The organism is Streptosporangium oxazolinicum, assembly GCF_039537505.1.
Taxonomy (GTDB): Bacteria; Actinomycetota; Actinomycetes; order Streptosporangiales; family Streptosporangiaceae; genus Streptosporangium; species Streptosporangium oxazolinicum.
On the sequence record NZ_BAABAQ010000013.1, the window covers coordinates 331,298 to 351,416 of the forward strand.

The 20,119-nt window shown below is 69.7% G+C and carries 16 protein-coding genes; 3 read left to right on the forward strand and 13 right to left on the reverse strand.

What is annotated here, in order from left to right; all coding sequences use genetic code 11:
* Nucleotides 1–12 precede the first annotated feature (12 nt).
* The gene (locus tag ABD817_RS31100; protein ID WP_344921812.1) at nucleotides 13–1,221 is read left to right on the forward strand and encodes a cytochrome P450; all 1,209 of its coding nucleotides are present in this window, start codon (nucleotides 13–15) and stop codon (nucleotides 1,219–1,221) included.
* A gap of 129 nt (nucleotides 1,222–1,350) precedes the next feature.
* On the opposite strand, the gene ABD817_RS31105 is transcribed toward ABD817_RS31100, so the two are convergent.
* The 4 genes from ABD817_RS31105 to ABD817_RS31120 all read right to left on the reverse strand — a co-directional run bounded on the left by ABD817_RS31105 (nucleotide 1,351) and on the right by ABD817_RS31120 (nucleotide 5,872).
* Complete coding sequence (locus ABD817_RS31105) at nucleotides 1,351–1,659, reverse strand: Rv3488 family transcriptional regulator (protein ID WP_425583426.1); 309 nt, start codon at nucleotides 1,657–1,659, stop codon at nucleotides 1,351–1,353.
* A 677-nt stretch (nucleotides 1,660–2,336) separates the two neighbouring features.
* The gene (locus ABD817_RS31110; protein ID WP_344921814.1) at nucleotides 2,337–3,500 is read right to left on the reverse strand and encodes a coiled-coil domain-containing protein; all 1,164 of its coding nucleotides are present in this window, start codon (nucleotides 3,498–3,500) and stop codon (nucleotides 2,337–2,339) included.
* A 595-nt stretch (nucleotides 3,501–4,095) separates the two neighbouring features.
* Nucleotides 4,096–5,118, reverse strand: a complete 1,023-nt coding sequence (locus ABD817_RS31115; RefSeq protein WP_344921815.1) for a site-specific integrase — start codon at nucleotides 5,116–5,118, stop codon at nucleotides 4,096–4,098.
* 412 nt (nucleotides 5,119–5,530) lie between these two features.
* Nucleotides 5,531–5,872 (reverse strand): hypothetical protein, encoded by a 342-nt coding sequence (locus ABD817_RS31120; RefSeq protein WP_344921816.1) that lies wholly within the window; start codon nucleotides 5,870–5,872, stop codon nucleotides 5,531–5,533.
* A gap of 245 nt (nucleotides 5,873–6,117) precedes the next feature.
* Here ABD817_RS31120 and ABD817_RS31125 point away from each other — a divergent pair, with 245 nt between their 5' ends.
* On the forward strand, nucleotides 6,118–6,624 hold the full coding sequence (locus tag ABD817_RS31125) for a helix-turn-helix domain-containing protein (protein WP_344921817.1): 507 nt from the start codon (nucleotides 6,118–6,120) through the stop codon (nucleotides 6,622–6,624).
* A 266-nt stretch (nucleotides 6,625–6,890) separates the two neighbouring features.
* On the opposite strand, the gene ABD817_RS31130 is transcribed toward ABD817_RS31125, so the two are convergent.
* From ABD817_RS31130 to ABD817_RS31170, 9 genes are all read right to left on the reverse strand, one after another.
* Nucleotides 6,891–7,187, reverse strand: a complete 297-nt coding sequence (locus ABD817_RS31130; RefSeq protein ID WP_344921818.1) for a DUF6355 family natural product biosynthesis protein — start codon at nucleotides 7,185–7,187, stop codon at nucleotides 6,891–6,893.
* 230 nt (nucleotides 7,188–7,417) lie between these two features.
* Nucleotides 7,418–9,169 (reverse strand): ABC transporter ATP-binding protein, encoded by a 1,752-nt coding sequence (locus ABD817_RS31135; RefSeq protein WP_344921819.1) that lies wholly within the window; start codon nucleotides 9,167–9,169, stop codon nucleotides 7,418–7,420.
* Nucleotides 9,166–10,926 (reverse strand): ABC transporter transmembrane domain-containing protein, encoded by a 1,761-nt coding sequence (locus tag ABD817_RS31140; protein ID WP_344921820.1) that lies wholly within the window; start codon nucleotides 10,924–10,926, stop codon nucleotides 9,166–9,168. The genes ABD817_RS31135 and ABD817_RS31140 overlap by 4 nt, the downstream gene beginning before the upstream one ends.
* The gene (locus ABD817_RS31145) at nucleotides 10,923–12,119 is read right to left on the reverse strand and encodes an alpha/beta hydrolase (RefSeq protein ID WP_344921821.1); all 1,197 of its coding nucleotides are present in this window, start codon (nucleotides 12,117–12,119) and stop codon (nucleotides 10,923–10,925) included. The genes ABD817_RS31140 and ABD817_RS31145 overlap by 4 nt, the downstream gene beginning before the upstream one ends.
* A complete protein-coding gene (locus ABD817_RS31150) occupies nucleotides 12,112–12,960 on the reverse strand; it encodes an ABC transporter ATP-binding protein (RefSeq protein ID WP_344921839.1) in 849 nt (282 codons plus the stop codon). Before ABD817_RS31150 ends, ABD817_RS31145 begins: the two co-directional genes overlap by 8 nt.
* Nucleotides 12,961–12,962: 2 nt before the next feature.
* A complete protein-coding gene (locus tag ABD817_RS31155; RefSeq protein WP_344921822.1) occupies nucleotides 12,963–14,021 on the reverse strand; it encodes a FecCD family ABC transporter permease in 1,059 nt (352 codons plus the stop codon).
* The gene (locus ABD817_RS31160; protein WP_344921823.1) at nucleotides 14,018–15,061 is read right to left on the reverse strand and encodes a FecCD family ABC transporter permease; all 1,044 of its coding nucleotides are present in this window, start codon (nucleotides 15,059–15,061) and stop codon (nucleotides 14,018–14,020) included. Before ABD817_RS31160 ends, ABD817_RS31155 begins: the two co-directional genes overlap by 4 nt.
* Nucleotides 15,058–16,068 carry an ABC transporter substrate-binding protein gene (locus tag ABD817_RS31165; protein ID WP_344921824.1) on the reverse strand — a complete coding sequence of 337 codons (1,011 nt, stop codon included), beginning with the start codon at nucleotides 16,066–16,068 and terminating at the stop codon, nucleotides 15,058–15,060. The genes ABD817_RS31160 and ABD817_RS31165 overlap by 4 nt, the downstream gene beginning before the upstream one ends.
* Nucleotides 16,069–16,106: 38 nt before the next feature.
* Nucleotides 16,107–17,972, reverse strand: coding sequence for an SIP domain-containing protein (locus ABD817_RS31170; protein ID WP_344921825.1), 1,866 nt, complete (start codon nucleotides 17,970–17,972; stop codon nucleotides 16,107–16,109).
* A gap of 128 nt (nucleotides 17,973–18,100) precedes the next feature.
* Between ABD817_RS31170 and ABD817_RS31175 the strand changes: the two genes are divergently transcribed.
* Nucleotides 18,101–19,843 carry a helix-turn-helix domain-containing protein gene (locus ABD817_RS31175; protein WP_344921826.1) on the forward strand — a complete coding sequence of 581 codons (1,743 nt, stop codon included), beginning with the start codon at nucleotides 18,101–18,103 and terminating at the stop codon, nucleotides 19,841–19,843.
* The last annotated feature ends 276 nt before the right edge of the window (nucleotides 19,844–20,119 follow it).

A 20,119-nucleotide genomic window follows, 5' to 3' on the forward strand; every position in this document is an offset into this window, starting at 1 on the left:
AAAGGAAAGGTCATGAACGATTTCGTCCACACCCTCACGGCGATGCCCACGGCGCGTCAGGCCGGCTGCCCCTTCGACCCGCCCAAGGAGCTGATCGAGGCCCGCGAGCACGGCCCGATCAGCCGCTTCCCCTTCCCCAGCGGTCACCAGGGCTGGCTGGTCACCGGATACGACCTGGTCCGGTCGGTCCTGGCCGACTCACGGTTCAGCTCCCGCAGGGAGCTGATGCTCCAGCACCCGCTGATCGACTACGGCGACATCGAGGTCCCGCCGGCGCCGCCCGGCGAGTTCCTGCTGATGGACGAGCCGCAGCACAGCCGCTACCGCAAACCCCTGGCGGGCAGGTTCACCGTCCGGCGGATGCGGCTGCTGACCGAGCGCGTCGAGCAGGTCACCGCCGACCACCTGGACGCCATGGAGAAGGCCGGCCCGGCGGCCGACCTGGTGACCGCGTTCGCCAAGCCCATCCCCGCCATCGTGATCTGCGAGCTGCTGGGCGTGCCGTACGAGGACCGGGGCCGCTTCCAGGAGAACATCGACATGTTCCTCGGCGGAGAAGCCGGCGACGAGGAACTGCTCGCGGCCTACACCGCGACCCAGGAGTACCTCGCCGAGCTGGTGGCCGCCAAGCGCGCCAACCCCACCGACGACGTGCTCAGCGACCTGCTCGACAGCGACCTGACCGACGAGGAGCTGAAGGGCATGGCCCTGCTCCTGCTGTCGGCCGGGTTCGACACCACCGCCAACATGCTGGCGCTGGGCACCTTCGCCCTCCTGCAGAACCCGGAGCAATTGGCCGCGCTGCGCGCCGACCCCACGCTCGCCGACCAGGCGGTGGAGGAACTGCTGCGTTACCTGAGCATCGCCAAGCAGTTCCACCGGGTCGCGCTGGAAGACGTCGAGCTGGGCGGCCAGACCATCGAGGCCGGCACGACGGTCATCCTGTCCCTCAACACCGCCAACCGCGACCCCGAACGCTTCCCCGCCCCCCACAGGCTCGACCTGCGCCGGCGGGACGGCGGCCACCTGGCCTTCAGCCACGGCATCCACCAGTGCCTGGGCCAGCAGCTCGCCCGCGTCGAGATGCGGGTCGCCTTCCCCGCGCTGTTCGACCGCTTCCCCACGCTGCGCCTCGCCGTACCCGCCGCGGAGGTCGGCCTGCGCCCGGAGACAGCGGACATCTACGGGGTGAAGAGCCTCCCGGTCACCTGGGACGCGTAACCACTCTCGCGCGAACACTCTCCTGTGCCCCGGTGACACCGACCCGGGCGGGGGCCGGGTCGAGGGACATCGGAGCGAGGGTTCGGCGCCGCGTTGTTCGAGCGCACCAGCCGACACCACGCTCAGGGCTCAGGCGGTTTCCGGTGGGCGGTGCGCCTCGGGGAGCACCTCGCGCGCCAACTCCCGCAACGCCTTTCGGTCCTCTGCCAGCGCCGCCGTGCCCGCCTCGGTGGCCCGGTAGATCCGCCGTACTCTGCCCTCGACCACCTCCTGCCGCGAGGACAGCAACCCGTCGGCCTCCAGCCGGTGCAGTGTCGGATAGAGCGTGCCGGGACTGATGGCATAGCCGTGCCGTTTGAGCTCCTCGGTCATCCACGCTCCGTGAATGTCCTGCTCGGCAGCGTGGTGCAGGATGTGCAGCCGCACCGCCCCACGCATGAACTCGCGCATCCTTCCGCACCCCGTCCTGACTGGCCGTCGGCCCCAGTTTATGACGATACCGATATCGGCCGCCGATGCCAGGCTAGTCCCGCTTTCTCACAGGCAATGACGCCATCCTGGGGTGTCGTTGAATCCTGGCCACGCTCATCGGACAACGCTGTCGGAAGCCAACCGGACTGACCGGCCTGACTGGGCTGCGGCGCTCGACCAGCACGACGTCGAGCCAGGCGCCGCGGTGGCGGCCGATGCGCTCGCGGGTGCCGATCGCCCGGAATCCGGCCCGAGCGTGCGGGGCGAGGCTCGCGACGTTCTTCCTCCAGCACGGTCCAGTGCTCGACGAGCTCGTCGATGTTCAACGAGGGGAGTGTCATGTCCCCTCATCGCCCCAGATCGTTTCGCGTTACCTCCGCACAGATCATCGGAGTTTGCGGCTCCTGACACGATTCTCAATGGCACCCCAACCAGGGCGAATGCCCGCTGTCACCGGATCGTCGTCAAGGTCGCGTTCGTAGCGCCAACATCCGGACCGATCTCCCGAAGGCCAACAGCGACTCGGCCGGGTCCCCGGTGATGACCGCCGAGCCGCTCCCCCACGCCCGCGACCCGCTGACCGCGCGGCCCTGCCGACCCCGTCAGTCCTGCCGGACCTGCCGGATCGGCAGGATCGGCAGGGTTCAGTTGGGCTCAGCCCGCAGCTCCGCGGTGATCGCGCGTTCCCTGAGCTGGGCGGACTCGGCGCGCAGTGCCTCCATCTGGTCGCGCAGATCCGACAGGCGCATCTGTTCCATGGCCAGCCGCATGCGCGCCTCGTCACGTTCGGCGAGCGCCTCGGCAGCCTTGGCCGCCGCGCGCTCCCCCGCCTCGGCGATCTTCTCGGCGGCCCGTTCCTCGGCTTTGGCCACCCGGCGCGCCGCCCGCTTCTCCAGCTCGGCCGCCTGCTTGTCCACTCGTTCCGCCCGCGTGCGGGCCTCGGCCGCCTCAGCCAGAGCCTGAGCGCGCGCGGTCGCCTCGGCGTCGGCGCGCGCCAGCGCCCGGTCCCGTTCCGCTTCGGCCGCGTCGGCGCGCGCCGACGCGGCCGAAGCGGAACGCTCGGCCTGACCCCTGGCCTCCTGAGCGCTTCTGGTCTCCTTCAGCGCCCGGTCCCGCTCGGTGCGTGCCTGCTCTGCCTGCTCCTGGTCGTGGACGGCCCGCGCTCCGGCCCGGCGCGCCTCGGTCTCGGCGGCCTCCACCCGCTCGGCCATCTCCCGCAGCGCCGCGTCCCGGGCCGCCTCGGCCCGCTGGGCCCTGCGGGTGGCCTCCTGCTCGGCCTGCCTGGCCCGGCGTTCGGTGCTGGCCGCCTCGTGCAACGCGGCCAGTGCCTGCTCCCTGGCGGTCTCCGCGTCGGCCAGCGCGGTGTCGCGTTCGGCGTTGGCCTCCGCCACGCGGCCTGCCATCGCGTCCCGCTCGCGCCGGGCGTGCTCGGAAGCCTCCCGTGCCAGCCGTACCTGCTCGAAGGCCTGTTCCCGTTCGGTGCGCGCGATCGCCACCCGGGTGTGCGCCTCGGCCTGCACCGCGCTCACCTTGGCCTCCACCCCCGCCGGGCTCAGCTCCTCCGACAACACCTGCGCCAGCGGGGCGATCGCCGCGATCATCCCTTTCTCCATGCGCTCGTAGAATTCCTCGGCCCTGGCCAGCGCCCCTTCGAGCCCCGGCGTCGCCCGCCGCATCTCGCGCTCGCGCTTGGCCACCGCCTGGCAGTCTCCCTGCGCGCAGTACGCCCTCGGCCGCCCACGCCCGGGCCGCTGCTCGATCGGCGTCCCACAGTGTTTGCACGGTGTCATCGCACCCGGCTCCCGCATGACAGGAGCCTAGCATCCCTGATTTTCCAGAAATTAAAAATCAACAAACAAGATCTGTTGCGTCTTGTCCTGGCTACGGTAACTACCGGGAATGGAAATTCCCGCAAGTTGCTGGCCGAGCGAACGAGTGGGCGTCTGCTGCTGTCCCGTTGTCCCGTCTCACTCAATCTGAGGCAGTCTCACTCAACCTGAGGTATCCGGTGTTTTGTCTCACCTATCTGAGGCATGATCATCGTGGGCTCGACTGCGCCGTTGACCTCACATGACGGTCTAAATACCCAGCTCAGAGGGGTTTTGGGCGACGAGGGCAACCGGATCGTTAGCCAAATCGAAGCGCGACTTCCGTAGAGGCGCTGCCTGAAGGTCCGTTAGGCCTCGTAGCCAGCTCTGCGGTCGAACAAGAAATCGCATCCTTCTACATCGAGTCGAGACTCGTCTCATTCAACCTGAGGCATCTGGTGTTTTGTCTCAACCTATCTGAGGCATGATCGTCGTTTTTGCTTCGCGGTGAGCAACCTGTGTAGAGGCATCAGTGCTGCTCAGAGCGTTGTCACTGGGTCGATCTGTGCTGATATTGCACGGTTTCAAGGTGGGTTCACAGGCCGACGTTGCGCATGGCGTTGTCGCGCCAGCGGTCGACGGCGCGGATGTAGCGCAGCACGACCGGGGAGGCGGGGGCCCAGCGGCCGTGCTTGGCGATGACGGAGACGGGAACGCCTGCGGCGTAGGCGACGGTGGCGCCACCCGCGCGCAGGCTGTGCGCGGTGAAGGTCGCCGCGCCAGGGACGGCGGCGCGGACGGCGAGGTCGCGGACGATGACGTTGACGGCGTCGGCGCCGAGGCGGGGGCCGAGGTTGCCGTGGCGGTCAATGCGGCGCAGCAGCCGCCCGGAAGTCTCCCCTGCCTCGCCGAGCACGGCGGTCCAGTCCCTCCAGACAGCCACCGGATCGGTCAAGGGATGGCTGCCGCGCGGGATGGCGATGGTCTCCCCCCGGCTGTCCTTGTCGGTTTTGGAGGTCCGGATGGTGATCTCCAGCCCATCGGGAGCTTCGCGGACGTCGTCGCAGGTCAAGGCGACAAGCTCAGAGCGACGCCCCATCAGGGCCAAGCCCAGCACCAGCAGCAGCCGGTCGCGCAGACCGATACGGGTGCTTAGATCACATGCGCTGACCATGGCGCGCAGCGCGTCGATGCCCACGGGCGGGGCCTCGCGCTGGCCGCGGGTGCCGACCTCGGCGCGAGCGCATTTGTAGGCGCGTAGCGCCAGGCGGGCGGCGTCGGTGAGGGGCTGGTTGGTGTAGCCGGCCAAGCGGTGCATGGAACGCACGCACGCGATGGCCTGCTCGATGCTCGCTGGAGCCCACTCGGCGGCGCATAGCGTCTCGACGTACTCGGCCAGCGTGTGACCGGTGGCGGGCAGCTCGACCCGGCCGCGTTCGGCGCACCAGGTGGAGAAAGCGGCCCATTGCCGCTCATAGGCGCGCCGGGTGTTGGGGGGAACACCGTCGGCGATGCGGGAGCGGGCCTGGTCGCTGAGCGCGTAGTCCGCCGCGGTGTAGCGCCCCTCACGGGGAGAGGCGGCCGGGGGCCACCGGCCCCCCGTTCTCCATGCGAACAATCTGTCCGGTGAGCGGCTCCTCGCGGTGCCCGTTATGCGTCATTCGGCAGCCTCCGGAGGCCTCGTTCGGAGGGCCGTTCTGACCCGTGATAAGTGATGTTATCGCGGGTCAGCCTCAACTCGCTCCGCTCTCAAGTTTTCATTTTTTCGCGTACGAAAATCAATCGTTCGCGAACGGTACGCTAATAATCTCGCCGAATGATAGACGGCTCTTCCTGCGCGCCCGAACACCCCGTGAACCTCGACATGAGCAGCGACACCTCCGAAACCGTTCTGGATGCGTCAACCGGCCGGAGCCTTCCAGCCGCAGTAGCCACCGCAGCGGCGTCTGGCCCTGTATTGCGAGGACGCCTGCCGAGCCGCCACGCACCGCGCCCGCGCCGCCGCCCACACCCCGCCGGTCACCGAAGCACTACGGCGAACCGGTGCGTGGAGCGGCGACCTGTTGAGCGCAGGTGAGCGGTGAACGGCTCAACTGGCCGCTTTCACCGAAGCGCTCAGCACCGCGACCACCGGCGCCCTCACCCAGATCGACGCCGCCGAACAAGCAGCCGAAGAAGCCCGCGCTGCCGCGGCCGCCGCCGAACAACGCGCCACCGAACACATCGCCGCCGCCGAACGGCGCGCCACTGCCGCCCAAGACAATGCCGCGGCCACGATCGCCGCGGGTGAGAAGGCCATCCAGAAGGCCGCCGTGGCGCAACAACGCGCCGAGGAGTCCGAACGCGCGGCTTGGCGTGCGGCCGGCGAGCACGAATCCGAACTGCGGCGGCCACCTTGGCGGTCGCCAACTCAACCGCCTCCAGCGCGGCGACCAGGCGTTCGCGCTCTTCCGAAACCGGGGCGGCCTCGCCGATGCGAACCCGCCTCATCCAACCTCCCCAGCGTTGAGGGGCACCACCTTGACCGGCGCGTCCCGTTCTGATCAACATGTCTAGCTGTCCGAGGTTGTGCGGGACACCGTACGGCCAGCTCAGAGCGTCACCGAAGGAGCGCCATATGACCTCCACACCGCCACCGTCACCGGCCGGGGCCACCGACACTGCCACCTTCATGGCCGAGTTGCGGCGTCTGAAGACACGGTCGGGACTGAGCTTCCGGCAACTGGACCGGCGAGCCGCCGCAGGGGGTGACACGCTGCCCTACTCCACCGCGTCGACCATGCTCGGCAAGGACCGTCTACCGCGCGAAGAGCTGCTCATCGCGTTCGTCAAGGCATGCGGCTTGGACGGTGACGACCTGCAAGCCTGGCGGGCCTCCTACGCGCAGATCGCGCATGGTCCAGCCGCCGCATCGTCCACGCCCGCCCAGGAACCCTCCGTCACCAAATCGGGCGCACAACCGCCGCCGCGCTTTTTCCGCCTCTTCCGGCGCAGGGTGATCATTGCTGTGGCGGCGTTGTCCCTCGCGCTCATGGGTGGGGCAGGTCTCGCCCTCGGCTTGGATGGCATCTCCGAGACCGAAGTAGAGGTGCTCATCGACCCTCAAGGCGTACCGCAGAAGTGAATTCCACGCTGGCGGGATAGTGGGTTGGACAGGTAGGTATGAGATCCCCGGGATGGTGTGACTTCTGGGGATCTTCACGAGTTGTCGAGGGACGCCTCGGATCTTGAACTCGGCCGCGGAATTCACACCACTCCACGGGACGCACCGTTAGGGCGTCGTCGCACCAAAGAAGCCTGATCAGCTCGAAGCCGGAATGATCTACCGTGAGGACGTGTCGGGTGACACGAGGCACTTGTCGGCACCTCGTGTCACCGCAGGGTCCTAAATCAGCACAGAACGCCCTTGTACCAGGCGTCGTAAGGCTCGGGGTGTTTGCCGAGATAGGTCTCGCCCGGGCTAACGCACAAGTCGTAGTCGGGCAGTGCTGCCCGTTCGACACGGATGAGGACGTTGACGTTGGAGTTGCAGTGGTTGTACCAGGCGCTGTTCGTGAGGGATGAGACGTAAAAGCCGCAGGGTCCGGCTGCGCTGCTGGAGGTTCCATCGCCCGCGTACGCCGGCGCCGTGGCCAGGGCCAGAGCGGTTAACGTCCCGCCAATCACCTTGAGGATCTTCGTGCGCATAGTGCTCTTCATCCCTTCGTGGTGCAACTGGTTCTTGCGGTGGGCACCACGTTGACCGGCGCGTCCCGTTCTGATCAATACGTCTGCTGTCCGAGGTTGTGCGGGACACCGTACGGCCGGCTCTGAACCGCGCCGGGATTGCTGGAGGCTCTGATGTACCCCGGCTTTCGTGGAGTCGCTTCGGGCGTGAGCGGCGGACTGCGGCGAATCCTGGCCTGGTCGTGCTGTTGTCACTGAGCGGCCTCCCAGGCCGTCCACAACCCGGCGTACACACCACCGGCATCAACCAGCTCTCCGTGGGTGCCGGTCTCGATGATCCGGCCGTGCTCCATCACCATGATCCGGTCGCAGGTTGCCGCTTGGGAGAGACGGTGCGCGACTATGACCGCGGTGCGCCCGGCGAGGACAGCATCAGCGGCGCGGTCGAGCTGTCCGGCGTAGGTGGAGCCGGCCTCGGCGGTCGCTTCGTCGAGGATCACCAGATCAGCGTCGGTGAGCAGCAGGCGGGCGAGGGCGAGCTGCTGCGCCTGCGCGTCGGTGAGCGGGTGTCCGCCGACACCCAGCAGGGTGTGCAACCGGTCGGGGAGGACATCGAGGATCGATGCGGCGCCGGTGGCTTCCAGCGCTGTACGGAGGTCGCGGTCGGTGGCCCCGGGTGCGGCGAGGGTGAGGTTGTCGCGCAGGGTGCCCGCGAAGATGTGGACCTCCTGGGTGATCATTGCGGTACGGCTGGGGCGAGTCACCCTTCCGGCCTCGGGTAGGTGGGTGCCGGCGACCACGCCGGCGAGCGTGGTCTTGCCTGCCCCGGACACGCCGACGACGGCCACGCGCTGACCGGAGGGGATGTCGAGGGTGATGTCGTCGAGCACCCGTGGCCCCTCGCCGTAACGGAACGAGACCTTGTCGAGCTGTACGGCGGTGCTCGCGGCCTGCGCCGGGACATCCGACGAGCTGAACGGAATCGTGACGACCCCGATCATGCGGCTCAGCGATGCGAGGGCGGACTGGAGGGTGTCGATGACCAGCAGCAGCTGGTTGACCGGTCCGAGCAGGCGTAGCACGAGCAGCATGGCGGTGGTGGCGCCGCCGATGGTCGACGCGTCGTGGTCGATGAGGACGAAGCCGACGACGAGTACGGCGGCCAGGCTCAGGCACTCCCCGAGGTTGAGCCTGGCATTGAGCATGCTCAGCACGGTGCGCGCGCGTAGCGACTGCCCCGCGACGCGCCAGGAGTCCATCATCACAGCCCGGTGTCGTTGCTCGGCGATCCCGAAGCCGAGCACGGTGGCGTAGCCGCGCTGGGACTCGAGGATCTGCTGGGCACGCGCGCTCATCGCCGTGCGCTCGGCGCGGTAGACCCCTGGTCCGATGCGCAGGTACCACCGCACGGCCAGCACGTAGACCGGCAGCACGACGGCGAAGGCGACCGCGTAGGGCCACTCCAGTGCCGCGAGCCCGCCCAGCGACACGACGATGGTGAAGGCGGCGACGGTGAGCACCGGGATCACGGCGGGGGCGGCGTCGGCGACCGCGGTGACGTCGTCGCTGGACCGCGAGATGAGGTCTCCGGTGCCGGCGCGCTCGACGAGGTGCTGTGGGAGCGTCATCGCGTGGCCCACGAGCTGCTCGCGCAGCGCGGCGAGGATGGAGTGGTAGACGCGGGTGGCGAGCACGATCGTCAGCGCGGTGCCCGCAGCACCGAGGACTGCCGAGAGCGCCATGACGGCCGTGACCGTCAGCACTGTGGCGAGGTCCGCGGTGCCGGCCTGCACGCGGTCGACGAGGAATCCGATCGCCCCGGGAGCGATCAGGCCGACGCCGGTGCTGACGACCCCCAGCACCCCGGTCGCGGCGAGCCGGAGCCGGTACCCGTGGCTGAGCCGCCACATCTCCCTGACCGTCTCGCGGCCGCTCGCGACCGGCAGGCCGGGCGGCCCGGCATCGGAAGCCGCGGTCTCGGGCACGGCGGAGGTGCCGCTCACCGCGTCGTCCTTGAGGGCGCGGGTACGTCGTCGGGCAGTTCGACGACGCGGTCGCAGGCGGCGAGCAGCGCCGGGGTCGAGGTGATCAGCAGCGTCGAGCGGCCTGCCCGGACACCGCGCAGCCGACCTGCGATCGTGTGCTCGGTGACCGAGTCGACCGCGGTGGTCGGGTCGTGCAGCACGAGCACCGGCGCGTCGCTCGCCAGGGCGCGGGCGAGCGCGACCCGCTGGCGCTGGCCGCCCGAGAGCCGGTTGCCGCCCTCGCCGACCGGGACGTCGAGGTCGGCCGCGAAGTCGTCGCAAGCGGCGGCTCGCACCGCGGCGTCCACCCGTCCGGGCGCGCCCGCGATCACGGTGACGTTGTCGCGGAGGGTGCCGCTGAACAGCGTGGCGCGGTGCGGCGCGACGGTGACCCGGGAGCGGTACTCGACCGGGGACAGCTCCCGCGCCGCGATCCCGTCGAGCCGCGCCTCGACCCCTCCCCTGGCCCGCGGGTCCAGCAGCGCCTCGACGACACGGGCGGCGGTCCGGTCGTCGGCGCGCACGCCTACGAGCTCGCCGGGCTCGACCCGGATCGTCACGCTGGGCCCGGAGACGCTCGGCACGACCACATCGAGCTCCGGCAGCGCGGTGACCTCCCGCCGGGTCGCGTCATCGGGCCCAGCCGTCGACGTGGCGTCGTCCCGCAGCATGTCGAGGACACGCGCGGACGAGGCGCGGGCGCCGGCGAGGTTGGGGATGGACGTGCTCGCGATCGCCTGGATCTGCGGCAGCAGTGCCTGGGTGAGGCCGACGGCGGTGATCAGCCCGCCGATGCTGAGCTGTCCGTCCACGGCGAACCAGCCCGCCAGCCCCATCACCGCGGCGACGAACGTGCCGCTGACCACGCCCGAGCCCACAAGGAACCTCCCCAGCAGGCCCGCGTTGCGCCTTGCGCCGGCAAGGGTCTCCTGGCTTGCCCGCCGGTACCGGCTGGTCGCCTCGGCCTCGGCACGCACCCCCTTGATCACCCGATAGCCGGCGACCAGGTCCGTGGCCTGTCCGACCGTGGAGGCCAGCAATTCCTGGTACTCGCGGGTGTCCCGGGAGAGCCGCTCACTGAGCACGCCCATCGACCAGACCGCGACCGGCGCCCCGAACAGCACCACGAGTCCGAGCAGCCGGTGCGTCGCCAGCAGCGATGCCGCGATGAATCCGATGGCCGTGATCCTCGAGACCGGGATGATCATCAGGATCACCGCGTTGGACAGGCGCGCGACGTCGTTCGTCATCACCGAGACCACGCTGCCGCCCGGCGCACGGGCGGTGCCGCCGACCGGGTGCAGCACGCCCGTGGAGAGGGTGCCGCGGAGCCGGTGCTGCAGTACCTGCACCGCATAGGCGGTCAGCCGCAGCGAGAGCCTCGCCGCCGACGTCAGCGCGACGTAGAGGGCCACCAGCACGCCGAGCCACAGGACCAACTGTCTCTCATCCCCGGTCGCCAGGGCCCGGTCGATCGCGAGTCCCATCACCACCGGGACCGCGGACTCGCCCACCTGCCACACGATCGCCAGCAGCATCGCGGGAACGCTGACCCGCCTCACCGAGAAGATCACACGTAGCAGGAACCGGCCCGGGGTGATCCCCGGCCCGGATGCGAACGGCCGAGCACCGAGCGGCTCGGCGGGAGCGAGCAGGAGCACGGGCAGCCGGCGGGTCAGCGGTCCTCGCCCCAGTCCTGCGGTGTCGGCGCCCGAGAGACGCGGGGAGTTCCTCACACCTGGCTCCGGTCCCTGCTCCTGAGCGGGAAGCACCAGAGCAGGGCGTCGGCGAAGATTCCTCGCCACCATGCGTAGTCGTGTCCGCCGGCGAACTCTCTGTAGAGGGTGTCGTAGCCCTTCTCGGTGAGCACGTGGTCCAGCCAGCGACTGTGGGTGTTCGAGCTCTCCAGCTCACCGACGTCGTGGAAGATGCGGATCGGCGCCGTTTCCGCGGCCAGGTAGTCGGCGATCAGTGTCGGTACGGGGGTGCGGCGCAGCAGCTCGCCTGACCCGGTGCCCCACGTGAGGTCAGGGTGGTACCCGCACGACGGGGACTGGAGGATGGCGTTGCCGAACGTCGTCGGGTGGTGGAGCGCTGTCCAGCCGGCGCACAGACCGCCGAAGCTCTCGCCGGCCAGCGCGACGTCACCGGGGTCCCGCGAGAGCGGATACCGGTGGTGGAGCCACGGCAGCAGTTCCCGGACCAGCATCTGGGAGAACGCCGGGTTGCAGAGCAGCTCTTTGTCGCGCCGCGGTGCGGGCTGACCGACGAGGACCACCACGCAGGGGCGGACCAGTCCAGCCCGAACCAGGGCGTCACGAACGCTCGGCGCGCTGTGGTCCGGCGTCCCGTCCAGGTGGATCACGAAGGGCAGTGCGCTCTCGTCCGAGAACTCTCCCGGGGGCATCGAGACCCAGACGCGGCGTTCGTCTCCCAGGAGCTCGCTCACCAGCACGGCGGTTTCCACTGCCGGGGCCGGCCGCGCCTCGGCCTGATCGAGCCAGGGCAACGGCACCGCGTCGGGCAGCACTGCCACCGAGGCCCCGGAGAACCGCTCCACCGAGCACTCCGAGAACCTCGGTGGCGGGTTGAACGGGTCCGGAACCTGTTCGCCCTCACCCGTCGGCCCACGTCGTGCGAACACGTACGAGAAGCGCAGGTCGGAACGCATCCGCAGGGTGAGAACGCGGAACGGCGTCCCCGCCACCGAGGCGAACTCCGTGTCGATCGGGTTGAAGCCGATTCTGGGGCCGATCACCACCGAGAGGGTGACCGTCGTGTCGTCTCCGGGCTCATCGGCGAACGTCACCTCCACCTCGTCCGCGGAGACCCGCTCGACAAGCGGTGCACCCGTCTCCTTGAGATGTCGTCTGAACCTTTCCGGACTCCACTCACCGGTCGACAGCTTCTCGACAAAAGGATCAGCCATTTCTTACGCTCTCCACGTCGGTGTTGTCAGCGGACCTCTGCCGGGTTCGTTCGCGGCCGAGCGGCACCACCTGGGGGCTGCCGGCCACCGGGTCGGGCACCACCAGGCAGCGCAGACCGAACACCTCCTCGACCAGCTCGGCCGTGACGACCTCGTCCGGAGTGCCCTCGGCGACCACGGCGCCGTCCTTCATGGCGATCAGGTGGGTGCCGTAGCGGGCAGCGTGGTTCAGGTCGTGCAGTACGGCGACCAGGGTGTGGCCGACGTGGTGCAGGTCGGTGAACAGCTCCATCAGCTCGATCTGATGGGTGATGTCGAGGAAGGTGGTCGGTTCGTCGAGCAGCATGATGTCGGTGTGCTGCGCGAGCGCCATCGCCACCCACACGCGCTGGCGCTGCCCGCCCGACAGCTCGTCCACCAGGCGCCCGGACAGGTCGGTGACCGAGGTCTGGCGCATCGCCCTGAGCACGGCCCGCTCGTCGTCCTCGGTCCACTGCCGGATGAACCCCTGGTGGGGGTACCGTCCCCGGGCCACCAGGTCGGCGACGGTGATCCCGTCCGGGGCGATCGAGTTCTGCGGCAGCAGTCCGACCCGCCGCGCCACCTCTTTGGTCTTGTAGGAGTTGATGTCGGCACCGTCGAGGACGACCTGCCCGGCCGACGGCCTCAGCAGTCGGGACAGGCCGCGCAGCAGGGTGGACTTGCCGCACGCGTTCGGGCCGACGATGACCGTGAACGACTCGTCGGGGATCGCCACCGAGAGGCGCTCGGAGATGATCCGCTTGTCGTAGCCGATCGTCGCCGACTCCACACGGAGGCGCGCGGTGTCGGGCGGGGTCACGCTCACAGGCGTCTCCTGGCTTCGGTGAACAGCAGGTATCCGAGGTAGCCGCCGCCGAGCACGACGGTGATGACGCCGACCGGCAGCGGGGTGGGGGCGACGTGCTGGGCGAGGTAGTCCGACGCCAGGCACAGCAGCGCGCCGACGAAGGCGGCGGGGGCGAGGGTGATCCCGGCGGTGCGGGCGAGCCGGCGTCCGATCTGCGGGGCGACCAGGGAGATGAACACGATCGGCCCCGACGCGGCCGTGACCGTCGCCGTCAGCGCCACTCCCACCAGGATCAGGCCGAGGCGTGCGGGCGAGACCCGTACCCCTTGCGAGGCGGCCGCGTCGTCACCCAGCTCCATCTGCCGCATCGGCCGGCTCAACATTCCGGCCGGCAGCAGGAGTACGGCGATGCAGGCGCCGCCGATGACGACCCGGTCCCAGGACACGCCGTTGAGCGACCCGGCACCCCACGCGGCCGCGGACATCGCCTGGTCCAGGTCGGCCTTGAGGATCAGCCAGGTGTTGAGCGACCCGAGCATCGCCGAGACGCCGATGCCGACGACGATCAGCCGGAACCCCTGCACCCCTCGCCGGTGGGCGAGCACATACACGGCCACGGCGGTGGCCATCCCGCCCAGCAACGCCCCGCCGACCAGCTGCACGTAGGTGCCGTCGACGACCAGGATCACGATCAGCGCGCCGGTGTAGGAGCCTTGGGAGAACCCGATGACGCCGGGGTCGGCGAGAGGGTTGCGCAACAGTGACTGGAAGAGCGCCCCGCTCACCCCCAGAGCCGCGCCGAACACCAGCGCCGCGGCCACCCGGGGCAGCCGCCACTCGACCACGACGTCGTGGACGATGCCTGTCTCCCGGCCGGTCAGCGCGGAGAGCACCTGCCCGGGGCTCAGCTGGTACGAGCCGGTCATCAGCGCGAGCACCGCCGTACCGGCGACCGCGACCGCGAGCACCGCGCAGACGACGACCGAGCGCCACTGGAGCCGTACCGCGATCCGCCGGTGCCGCAGCACCAGCACCCGCCGCCCGAAGTCCACCCGCGGAATGTGCGTGCTCATAGTCCGCTCGCCTTCTTCCGCCGCACCAGCGCGACGAGAACGGGAGCGCCGACGAAGGCGGTGACGACACCCACGGGGATCTCGCCGGGTCTCATCACGACGCGGCCGAGGATGTCGGAGACCAGCAGCAGGCTCGGGGCGAGGAGGATGCTGTAGGCGAAGATCCAGCGTTGGTGCGGGCCGACGATCCAGCGGGCCACGTGCGGCACCATGAGTCCGACGAATCCGATGGGTCCGGCGATCGCGGTGGCGCCACCGGCGAGGAGGGTGAGTGCGATCACCGCGAGCACACGGGTGCGTACCAACCGGACTCCTTGGGCGACCGCCACCTCGTCACCCAGGGCCAGAGCGTTGAGCGGGCCCGACACCGCGAGGGCCAGGATGAGTGCCACCGCGAAGAACGGCAGGACCGGCCACACGACCTCGAGCGGGCGGCCCACGATCGACCCGGCGTTCCAGTACCGCATCGCGTCGAAGGCGTCCGGGTTGGTCAACTGGAGCGCCTCCCTGGCGCCGCCGAGCACGGCGCCGACGCAGACCCCGGCGAGCACCATGACCACCGGCGAGGAGCCCTGCCGTGTCGACCCGAGGGCGAGCACCAGGAGCGTGACGATCAGTGCCCCCGCGAACGCGAACCACACGTAGCCCTGGGCGTCGCGGACGCCGAGCAGGCCCACGGCGACCGTCACCGCGAAGGACGCGCCGGCATGGACGCCGAGGACACCCGGATCGGCCAGGGGATTGCGGGTGAGCGCCTGGATCAACGCGCCCGACAGACCAAGTGCGACGCCGACGACCAGACCCACGATCGTGCGCGGCAGCCGGTAGTCGCGGATCGCGAACTGGTCGATGTCGGCCGAGGAGTGGAACAGCGCGTCCCACGCCACCGACGGCGCGATCGCCGTCGACCCGATCATGACACTCAGCACCAGCAGGATCACCAGCACCACCAGCGCGACGACCAGGCCGAGCAGACGGCGACGCGGTCCGGGCACCGTCTCGGTGCCCGGACCGTCCTGCCGCAGGGCGAGGGCTGTCACTTCTTGGCGGGGAGGGTCGCCAGGGCGCCGTCGAGCGAGTCCAGGTACCGGATGACGGGCCCGTAGGAGTTGTTGCCGGGGCAGAAGACTCCCAGCGCACGACCGGAGCTCACGGCGGGCAGCGCCTTCCAGGTGTTGGTCTCGACCACCGGCACGAAGGGTTCTGCCGGCCGGCCCTCGGCGTCGACGGGGTAGGTGATCACGTCGTACTTGGACAGCTCACCGATCTGCTCGAACGGCAAGGACTCGTAGGCCAGGGGGTCCTTGCCCTCGGCCGCCTCGGGGAGGTCCAGGCCGACGTCGTCCCGGGCGATCTCGGAGCAGCCGATGTCCGCGATGTAGAACGTTCCGGGATCGTTCCAGTCTCCGCGGGAGACGTCGACGAACGAGGTGTCGTCGATGATCTTGCCGTAGGTCTCCTGAATCCTGGCGACTTTCTCCTTGAACTCCGCCTTCTGCCGGCTGAGCGCGTCCGCGACGTTGCCGGCCTCCGCGATCGCGTCGGCGAAGGCCTTCCACTCGGTGTCGAGCCCCCAGAGCACGGTCGGGGCGATCGCCTCGAGTCGCTTGCCGACCTTGTCCCAGTCATTCGAGTGGAACTGGACCAGGATGAGGTCCGGCTTGAGGCCGGCGAGCTTCTCGAGGTCCACCTCACCACCGTTGCTGCCGACAACCTCGGCTGCCTTGTACGCGGTCCTCTGTTCCTCCGGCAGCGTGTCGAGGTCGGAGGCGGACACCTCGGTGACGCCCACCGGCTTGCCACCCAGATCGATGAAGGGGAGGTTCGTGTTGCCGATCGTGACGATCCGCTGAGGGTCGGCGGGAACCTCGATGGTGCCGTTTTCGGCCTTGATACTGCGGGTCTCGGCGATCTTGACGCTGCGGGTCTCGGCGGCCTTGTCGCCGGTGTCGTCGCCGTCACCGCCGCAGGCGGTGAGGACGAGCGACGCGCTCATCAGCGCGGCGGCAAGGGCCGCGCCGCGCCTCGTCGGGGAAGTGTTGCCCATGGGTGTTCTCTTCTTTCTTCTTCCCGGGGTGAAGGGGGTCAGTCGGCGGTGGAGCGGAGGAGCTCGTGGACGGTGGTGCCCAGGCCGACGGTGTGCGCCGATCTGCGCGTGAGGCCGGCCCGGGCGATGACGGCGTCCAGCTCCGCCGCGGTGCGAAGGCCGGAGCCGTGGCAGACCAGGCCGATCAGGTCTTCCTCGCCGTCGTGCTCGTCGAGGTCGTCGGTGTCGAAGACCTCCTCGATCAGCAGCACCCGTCCGCCGGGGACGAGGTTCTCGGCTGCCCGGCGTAGCGCGTGAGCGGCGTCGGCGTCGGGCAGGGTCTTGAAGGCGCGGCTGATGAGCACGGCGTCGGCCGCTGGGCTGGGCTCGAAGACGGACTGCTCCAGCACGCCGACCCGTGTGCGTTGCCGCTCGTCGGGAATCGTGGCGGGCAGGTCGCGGCGTAGCCAGTCGGCCTGGGCGGGCAGGGCGCAGATCGTCACGCGCAGGCTCTCGTGGGCCGCGACGTACGCACGGGCGTGGGCGCCGGCACCACCGGAGTGGATCACCAGGTGCCGGACTCCGGCGAGCAGGCCGGACGTGGCGATCGGTTCGGCCAGTGCGGGCTGGAACTTCGCCAGGCGCTCCAGGTGACGGTCCTCGTAGTCCTGCTCGGCTCGCACGTCGGCGAAGGTCTGGCCGGTGACCGAGGCGTAGGCGGGCCGGCCGGTGCGGACCGACTCCGTGAGGCCGTGGATGCCGAGCATCTCGCGACCGACCACCCCGGCGGAGTGGAGCCGGTCGGCGATGAACTCCAGAGTGAGGACATCGCCGACCGGCGTCAGAGCGTAGTGACACGGTTCCGTCTCGGTCACCACGTCCAGGGTGTGCAGGTAACGCAGCAGCTTGCCCAGAGCGCGCTCGTCGGCGCCGGCCTTGGCGGCCAGCTCGGTCACGCCGGTCACGCCGCGGGAGAGCAGATCGGGAACACCCAGCTCGACGGCGGTGCGGATCGCGATCGGCGCGACAAGCCCGGTCAGGTCGTGGAGCTTCTGGAACGGAGTGACCGTCCTGTCCGGGTCGGGTACCGCCCCGTCGGTCTCCAGGGTGACGACCTCGGAGCGACGCCAGTAGCCGGCGAAGTCGATGTCCTCCTTGGGCACGCCACGGTCCTCGACCAGGTGCCGGCGGATGTCCCGGACGGCCGTGTGCTCGCCGGCCAGCCACGCGAACGCCTGGCCCGGCCACCACTCCGCGCCGCGGACGGCCTCGGTGAGCGGCGACACGGTCCCGGCCGTCACGCCGGGGCGGACCAGCCACGTCACGTCCACCCCGGGCAGCTCGCGCAGCTCCTGGCGGTGGGCGTCCTCGGCGATCTCGACGAACACCTGCGCCCGGGCGTCGGGCGGAAGCTCGTCGAGCAGGCGGCCGATCGCGGGGAGTGCGGTGTCGTCGCCCGCCACGAACAACCAGTCGGCGCCGGCCGGGAACGTCTTGGACGTGCTCGGACCGCTGAGGTGGATCCGGTCGCCCGGCTGGGCGCGATAGGCCCACGTCGTTCCCGCGCCCACCCCGTGCTTGACGAAGTCCACGTCCAGCTCGCCGGCCTCGGGGTCCCACCGGCGAACCGTGTAAGCCCTCGACAGCGGTCGAGGATCCTTGGGCACGATCAACTTGGCCTCGCCCTGGACCGGGAGCACCGGATCGCGCTGGCCTGGGTATGGGAAGTAGAACCCGAGGTCGTCGTCGAAGCCCGAGGACTCGAAGGCCGGCCGTACGAAGCCGTCCGCAGTGGTGAACGCACGCAACTGTTCGCCACTCAGCGTGACCCTCCGCATCCCCGGGGTGATGTCGACGGTCCGGACCACCTCGACCTCGCGCAGGGTCGGCGGGTGCACGGCGAGCCGGCGCGAGGTCTTGGGCATGCGGGGAACCAAACTTTCCGGTCGCTTCGAGGGCAGGAGCCGTGCGCCGGCATCGGGAGGGCGCGCACTGGTAAGGTTAGGTAAACCTTACCTACAATGGTGTGCGCAGACTGCCGCATGGTTAGGACGTGGTGGTGCTCTCGTCGTTCGCCGCGGGTGCCGGCGACCCGCCGCCGATTCCGGGCGCGCGCCTGGGTTCGGCAGATGCGTCCGTTCGACCGCTTCGACCGCTGCTGCTCTGGGTTCGCACTGGCGTGGCGCACGTGCGCCTCGACGGCGGGCCGGTGTTCTCCCTCATGGCCGGTGAAGGCGCCTGGATTCCCGCGGATGGCTGGGCAGAGCGGGCGATCACCACTGAGCCGGGCACTGTCGCCTTCCCGCTGTGGCCCCACGCCGGCGTCGACGCTTGGGGGTTGTCGGAACTGACGCGGTTCGACGTTCCCAGTGGCTGGCAGGACTGGTTGATCCAGCTCTTCAACCTGCAGGTCACTCCGTTCAGCGGCCGCGGGTACTCCCCCGAGGCGATCGAGGAGCTCCTTCGGCGTCCTGGCTCGCGCTCGCCGGCGCCCGTCGAGGTCGGGCGAAATCCGAGCCCAGAGGGATTCGCCTCGTCGGCGATGCCGCGAGCCCGCGGAGCCAGAGCAGTCGCCGAGGAACTGGTTCGCGACCCCGCGCTTGACCTCACGGTCGAGCAATGGGCGTCGCGGGTGCTCTCCAGCGCGCGCACCCTTCGCCGTGACTTCCTCGCCGACACCGGGCTCACGTTCGAGCGGTGGCGGCTGCTCTGCCGACTCGGCGCTGCCGTGGAGTTCCTCACTGCCGGTTACGACGTGGACCAGGTGGCCACTCGAGTGGGCTTCGCCAGTCGCAACGGCCTCACGCGGGCCTTCAAGGGACGGTTCGGAGTGACCCCCCACGAGTTCGGACGGGAGCTCTCCGCCCGGCCTGGCGCCGGTGGGCTGACGCAACAGGCAGCGGCGGCACGGCAGACCGACGATCTGATCCGGATGATGCGCAAGATGGATACTCCCGCTGCGCCTGAGATGCTGCCCGCGGCCAGCACGCCGTCGCACACCAACGACATCCACGTCCTCAGCTGGATGTATCGAGGCAGCGGGTACCTGGACATCGGCGACCAACGCTACGAGCGGGAGCGAGGGGTAGCCACCTGGATCCCTGCGGAAATGGAGCATGTCACCGGCCTCCGCGAGAACTCCGTCTCCCTGCCGCTGGGCAACGCGAGTACCGGCGACCTCCAACTGCCAGTGCCGCTGCAGGTGCGGTTCTCACCCGCGTGGGACGACTACTTGATGTTCTGCTCGATCAGCGCCCGGTCCAGACTGCGTCCCGACGACCACAACCCCCGCCACATCCTCGACCTGTTCGCGGAACAAGTTGCCGCGCAGCGAGCGCTGTCGGTGCCGATGCCCACCGATCCACGCGCGCGTGCTGTCGCGATGGAATGCTTGCGTCGTATCGGCGAGCCCGGTGGGACGCATGATGTCGATGTCCGCGCCGAGATCCGCCGTGCCTTCCGCGACGAGACAGGTATGACACTGGGTCGCTGGCGCTATGTCGCCCGCATGCGCATCGCTCGCGACCTGCTCGCCGGAGGCGCCCCGCCCAGCGCCGTCGCGCGCCGGATCGGCTACGCCCACCTACCCACGTTCAGCGCCGCCTTCTCCCGCTTCCACGGACTGTCTCCGCGTGACTACCAGCAGCGCGAGTCAGCGGAACCGGTAGCACCGTTGCCGTCCCGCAAAGCGGCCCTATCCGCTGTGATGAGGAGGCCCTCCCGCATATCCGTCGGCTCCTCGGAACCGGTGTGTACGAGGTCCGAGACTACGCCGACGTGCTGCCCCGGAGAATGAAGCAGCATCGGGACCGTGACGGACAGGGTCGCCGTTCGTGGTGTACCTGTTCGTGTTGCCCCGCCTACTTGCCCACCCCTGCGGCAGAGCGCCACAAGCTACGGTTCGGCTCGATAGCCGGTCGCCCTGTGCCAGAACGATCGGTCACAGCCGGGCTGTCGTCGTCAGGGTGACAGCGGTCAGCGCGGCGAGCAGGGCCCAGGCGGGCGCGAAACCGCCGGTCAGGTCCGTGAGCAGGCCGAGCACGGGTGGCGCCAGGATGACCGCCACCTGGTT

Bases quoted from the DNA above. Each gene is read 5' to 3' on its own strand.
- ABD817_RS31165 (WP_344921824.1), bottom strand. From the start codon at position 16,068: ATGGGCAACACTTCCCCGACGAGGCGCGGCGCGGCCCTTGCCGCCGCG.
- ABD817_RS31170 (WP_344921825.1), bottom strand. From the start codon at position 17,972: ATGCCCAAGACCTCGCGCCGGCTCGCCGTGCACCCGCCGACCCTGCGC.
- ABD817_RS31155 (WP_344921822.1), bottom strand. From the start codon at position 14,021: ATGAGCACGCACATTCCGCGGGTGGACTTCGGGCGGCGGGTGCTGGTG.
- ABD817_RS31145 (WP_344921821.1), bottom strand. From the start codon at position 12,119: ATGGCTGATCCTTTTGTCGAGAAGCTGTCGACCGGTGAGTGGAGTCCG.
- ABD817_RS31110 (WP_344921814.1), bottom strand. From the start codon at position 3,500: ATGCGGGAGCCGGGTGCGATGACACCGTGCAAACACTGTGGGACGCCG.
- ABD817_RS31130 (WP_344921818.1), bottom strand. From the start codon at position 7,187: ATGCGCACGAAGATCCTCAAGGTGATTGGCGGGACGTTAACCGCTCTG.
- ABD817_RS31100 (WP_344921812.1), top strand. From the start codon at position 13: ATGAACGATTTCGTCCACACCCTCACGGCGATGCCCACGGCGCGTCAG.
- ABD817_RS31125 (WP_344921817.1), top strand. From the start codon at position 6,118: ATGACCTCCACACCGCCACCGTCACCGGCCGGGGCCACCGACACTGCC.
- ABD817_RS31105 (WP_425583426.1), bottom strand. From the start codon at position 1,659: ATGCGTGGGGCGGTGCGGCTGCACATCCTGCACCACGCTGCCGAGCAG.